The sequence below is a fragment of the Pseudoalteromonas sp. TB41 genome (assembly GCF_000497975.1).
Classification (GTDB): Bacteria; Pseudomonadota; Gammaproteobacteria; order Enterobacterales; family Alteromonadaceae; genus Pseudoalteromonas; species Pseudoalteromonas tetraodonis.
Window position 1 is genome coordinate 1 of sequence record NZ_AUTH01000073.1, and the last position, 4540, is coordinate 4540.

General features: G+C 40.9%; 5 protein-coding genes. 2 read left to right on the top strand and 3 right to left on the bottom strand.

The annotated features are described in order from the left end of the window. Positions 1 to 169: 169 nt before the first annotated feature. Positions 170 to 517: a four helix bundle protein gene (locus L641_RS0110095; RefSeq protein WP_024601818.1), complete on the top strand. Its 348-nt coding sequence runs from the start codon at positions 170 to 172 to the stop codon at positions 515 to 517. Positions 518 to 561: 44 nt separating this feature from the next. Here the strand turns inward: L641_RS0110095 and mutM are convergent, their stop codons facing one another. Then, positions 562 to 1371, bottom strand: a complete 810-nt coding sequence (mutM, locus tag L641_RS0110100) for a bifunctional DNA-formamidopyrimidine glycosylase/DNA-(apurinic or apyrimidinic site) lyase (protein WP_024601819.1) — start codon at positions 1369 to 1371, stop codon at positions 562 to 564. A 13-nt stretch (positions 1372 to 1384) separates the two neighbouring features. Further along, positions 1385 to 1885 (bottom strand): hypothetical protein, encoded by a 501-nt coding sequence (locus L641_RS0110105; RefSeq protein ID WP_024601820.1) that lies wholly within the window; start codon positions 1883 to 1885, stop codon positions 1385 to 1387. A 117-nt stretch (positions 1886 to 2002) separates the two neighbouring features. On the opposite strand from L641_RS0110105, the gene L641_RS0110110 reads away from it, so the two are divergent. Continuing rightward, positions 2003 to 2926, top strand: coding sequence for a manganese-dependent inorganic pyrophosphatase (locus tag L641_RS0110110; RefSeq protein ID WP_013464036.1), 924 nt, complete (start codon positions 2003 to 2005; stop codon positions 2924 to 2926). Between the two features lie 497 nt (positions 2927 to 3423). On the opposite strand, the gene L641_RS0110115 is transcribed toward L641_RS0110110, so the two are convergent. Next, positions 3424 to 4461 (bottom strand): IS110 family transposase, encoded by a 1038-nt coding sequence (locus tag L641_RS0110115; RefSeq protein ID WP_024600855.1) that lies wholly within the window; start codon positions 4459 to 4461, stop codon positions 3424 to 3426. Positions 4462 to 4540 lie beyond the last annotated feature (79 nt).

Here is a 4540-nt window from a genome sequence, read left to right on the forward strand (position 1 = left end):
CGGTCAGCGGTCAGCGGTCAGCGGTCAGCGGTCAGCGGTCAGCGGTCAGCGGTCAGAAAAGCTAATTATAACTTTAGAGTCAACAGAAAATACTTCCTTGCTGAAAATAGATATTTGTAGTTAATAAAATATCAACTAGGATAAAAACTGAGCATAAGGATTTTGTATTATGAACTTTGAAAACTTAGATGTATGGAAGCGCTCAGCTCGCCTTAGCGCTGGTATTTACAGAAATACACAACTAATTAAAGACTTTAGCTTTAGAGATCAATTAACACGCTCTGGTTTATCTGTTCCTAGTAATATAGCTGAGGGCATGACAAGAGAGAGTGATAAAGAAAAAACACGCTTTTTAGATATCGCTCGCTCTTCGCTTGCTGAGGCAAGAACCCAAATATATATTGGCATCGATATTAACTATATTGATACCGACATAGGTAAGTCTTGGCTAAATGAAACAGTCCAGCTGTCAAAAATGCTAACAAGTTTGATAGCAAAAATAAAAACAAGTGAGTAACCATTCTTACTGACAGCTGAAAACTTACAGCTGACAGCTATTCTCTACTTCTGACACACCTCACAAAAAACAGTGCTGCGTTGCCCTAGGCGGATTTCGGTTAATTCGCTCTCGCAATTTACACAGGGTTGGCCTTTTCGGCCATACACTAATAACTGTTGCGCAAAGTAGCCAGGCTTACCGTCACTTTGGGCAAAGTCTTTCAACGTTGTGCCGCCTTGAGTAATTGCAGCGGCTAAGGTGTCTTTTATAATTGGGATTAACGCTTGGTAGCGTTTAAGGCTTACCTTACCTGCTTCTTTTCGCGGATCGATACCTGCTTTAAATAATGATTCGTTAGCGTAAATATTACCAACCCCCACCACCACGGCGTTATTCATAATAAACTGCTTAACAGGCACTTTTTTATTGCGAGATTGCTCATAAACACGTTTAGCAAAAAAGTCATCGGTGAGTGGCTCGGGGCCTAATTTAGCAAGTAACTTATGCTTTTCATTGGGGGCTTGCCATAAACAACAACCAAAGCGGCGTGGATCGTTTAAACGAAGCGCCTTATTGTTCGCTAAAATAAACTCAACATGGTCGTGTTTTTTAAGTGGCTCGGCTTTATTTACTACGCGCAAGTTCCCTGACATCCCTAAGTGCAATATAGCCGCCCCAAGCTCACATTCTAGTAGCAAGTATTTTGCGCGGCGTTCAATACTGCTAACCACTAACCCCTCAAGTTGATACACCTCATCTGGCACAGGCCAGCGCATACTGGCATTATGAATATTTACCTTAGTCACAACTTGGTTTAGCACATGGGGGGTAATACCCATGCGGCTAACTTCTACTTCTGGTAATTCAGGCATTTATAAAACTCACTTATGAAAAGGTAAAACTTGGAAATAATTGTTTTGCAGTAGTTAAATCTAGCAACAATAATCGCTGACTGGTTTTATCGAATAGATAATACTGACCATTCGCCTCGAATAATAAGTACACCCAAGGTAAGGACTCACCGGCGAGTTCAAGCGTGGCTACCGATAGTGGCTTATTCATATCAAGCGCATCAGGTGTAGTGGTGGTCATCAGCGCGGTATTTTGCCATAAATAAACTAGCTCACTAAGTTGCTGCTCTGAGCCTTGCCAACTAAGCGGTACACTTTTTTGCAAAGCAGTAGTACGCCAACTAGTGCCAATACGCTCAATTTTTTGGTCGATAAATTTAAGCGTTAATACAAAACTTTGCGAAGGAAGTAGTGGCTGCAATTGTGCCTGTGTTTCATCATTCCCTATGTTTTTATGCAGTCCATTTAAAAAGAAGATCATAATCAACATCGAAAAAATAATAACATTGTTCCAACCTTTTCGGCCGAGTTGCATGTGGGTCTTCCAATTAATAATATCGATTTAAAGTGTAACCAAAACTTAATTACACTGTCTATATGTTAAAACCCAAAGACTTTGCTAGAATATCGGCAAATTTTAAGGAGTTTAGTCATGTCAATGTATGTAGTGGGCCATAAAATCCCAGATTCAGATTCAATATGTGGTGCAATTGCACTGGCTTATTTAAAAAACCAAATTGATGAGCCGGCAATTCCAACCCGCCTTGGTGAAGTATCACCAGAAACACAGTTTATTTTAGATAAATTTGGCTTCGAAGCACCTGAGCTTAAACTTAGCTACGCTGGCGAAGACGTTTACATTGTAGACCACACAGAAAAAACCCAAGCACCTGATGATATCGACCAAGCTCGCGTTGTTGGCGTAGTTGATCACCATAAATTAGGTGATTTAACCTCATCAACCCCGCTTGAATGCTGGATCCGCCCTGTTGGTTGTTCTAACACCATTATTAAGATGATGTACGATTTTTATAACGTAGAGATCCCTAAAGATATTGCTGGCATTATGCTTTGCGCCATATTAAGCGACACGGTTATTTTTAAATCACCAACCTGTACCACTGCCGACATTAAATGTGTTGAAGCCCTTGCTGAAATTGCAGGCATTGAAGACTTTAAAGAACTAGGCATGGACATGTTCCGCGTTAAATCAGCCGTTGAAGATACGCCTGTACGTGATTTAGTAATGCGTGACTTTAAAGACTTTAACATGAACGGTAACCTTGTTGGCATTGGTCAGTTAGAAGTTATTGACCTTGCAGTATTTGACGAGATTAAAGCTGACCTTGAAGCTGACATTGCCAAGCTTAAAGAAGAAGGCGGTCGTCATTCAGTATTTTTACTACTAACCGACATTATGAAAGAAGGCTCACAAATGCTGATTGCATCAGACGATGCCAGCCTTGTTGAGCAAGCCTATGGTGAAAAGCCAGAAGACGGTAAAGTATGGCTAGATGGCGTATTGAGCCGTAAAAAGCAAGTAGTACCACCACTACAAGACGCTTTTAAGAGCTAGGTTCGAGGTTCGAGGTTCGAGGTTCGAGGTTCGAGGTTCGAGGTTCGAGGTTCGAGGTTCGAGGTTCGAGAAATTTAAAAACCTTGCGGTTAATATCGCAAGGTTTTTTTATGCTTGTAGGCGGGAGTTTACCCCGCGCAGTGGGTAGGTAAGTTCGCAGCCCACTTTTGAACCACAGAGAACACCGAGGCGCTTCGCGCTACACAGAGTAATACCTTACTGAACGCTGACAGCTACCTGTTTTTATTTTTAATCACTCCCTCTGTGCACTCTGTGACCTTATATGGACTCCCCGTTTTTTGTCAACGAAGTATTTATTAAATAAAGATTAGATGCTGGCTTATATACGGACTCTATTTGGGGAGCTACCCCTGGTCACTTTAATGTATTCGCCCCTTTATGACTTTTCTCGGTGGCGGTATTTTATACCTAGGCACGGAACAGTCTCTTAAAGGTCAGTCTTACCCTGATTTTAAACGCTCTTTGTTGACAAAAATTTAAGCCGTTAATAACGTTGGCTGATAACATTCGTTTTTCTTTAGCATTGCAAATGCGGTTCTGATTGTTTTATTAGCCAATGCTATCGCTGCCACTTTTTTACCACGCCTTGCAATTAACTTTTTAAGCCATTCGTCTTTTTCTGTACGGCTCGCTCTTTTTACAACATGTGTGACAACAGCTAGTGCACCTTGATATAACGTGCTACGTAACTTTTTATTTGCCGATGTTCTTGAAATTGAGCCAATTCTTTCTTTGCCACCAGAGCTATGCTGAACTGGCGTTAAACCAGCGCAGGCTGATGCTTCCCGCCCATTTTTAAAGTGTTCTATACAACTAAAGTAAACTTTCAACATCATTGAACCTACAGGCCCAACACCTTCCAGTTTTTGAAGTCGCTCGCATACCTCATCATTTTTGATTTCTTCTTCAATGAGCTTTTCTAGCTCTCTAATTTCTTTCATAACACTTTTGAATTGTTCATTCATTATTTTTAGAGACGCTCTAAATGCCATAGGTACATCTAAATTTGTATCTTCGAGCAGACTTTCCACTGCATCAATCAACTTATTATCTGATTTAGCTATTGGGATACCAAGTTCCAACAAGCAACCTCGTTGCAGATTCCCCAAGGCTACTTTTTGCTTTACAAAGTGCTCTCTCATTGCTGACATGGCTTGTAAGCACTGCTCATTTATGCTTAATAATCTACTCGGTTTAACTGTTGGTTGTTGAGCTGCAATACCAATAGCTAAAGCATCATTCGCATCCGTTTTTTGGCCTTGTCTAAATGCTTTTACAACCCGTGCAGACATTGGCTTAACTGTATGGCCTGCCTCTTTCGCTTTTCTTGCCCAATAATGCGTGCCACCACATGACTCCATCGCCACTAATGACTGCTTTTCTGACGCCAATAATTGAAGTAGCTTTTGTCGCGATACTTCTTTGTTGTATATAACCTGTCGATCTTGACCTATTTTACAAACTTGATAATTATTTTTTGCTAAATCAATCGCAATAACGTTAAGATTCATCATGTATGGACTCCTTTAGTAAAAGTTTTGTCACTTATTACGTTACCCCTCGATGGGAGGGGAGTCCATACATCTCGGTGGT

What these genes read in the sequence shown, in the direction of transcription:
- L641_RS0110115 (WP_024600855.1), bottom strand. Translation starts at nt 4,461, where the DNA reads ATGATGAATCTTAACGTTATTGCGATTGATTTAGCAAAAAATAATTAT.
- L641_RS0110095 (WP_024601818.1), top strand. Translation starts at nt 170, where the DNA reads ATGAACTTTGAAAACTTAGATGTATGGAAGCGCTCAGCTCGCCTTAGC.
- L641_RS0110110 (WP_013464036.1), top strand. Translation starts at nt 2,003, where the DNA reads ATGTCAATGTATGTAGTGGGCCATAAAATCCCAGATTCAGATTCAATA.
- L641_RS0110105 (WP_024601820.1), bottom strand. Translation starts at nt 1,885, where the DNA reads ATGCAACTCGGCCGAAAAGGTTGGAACAATGTTATTATTTTTTCGATG.
- mutM (WP_024601819.1), bottom strand. Translation starts at nt 1,371, where the DNA reads ATGCCTGAATTACCAGAAGTAGAAGTTAGCCGCATGGGTATTACCCCC.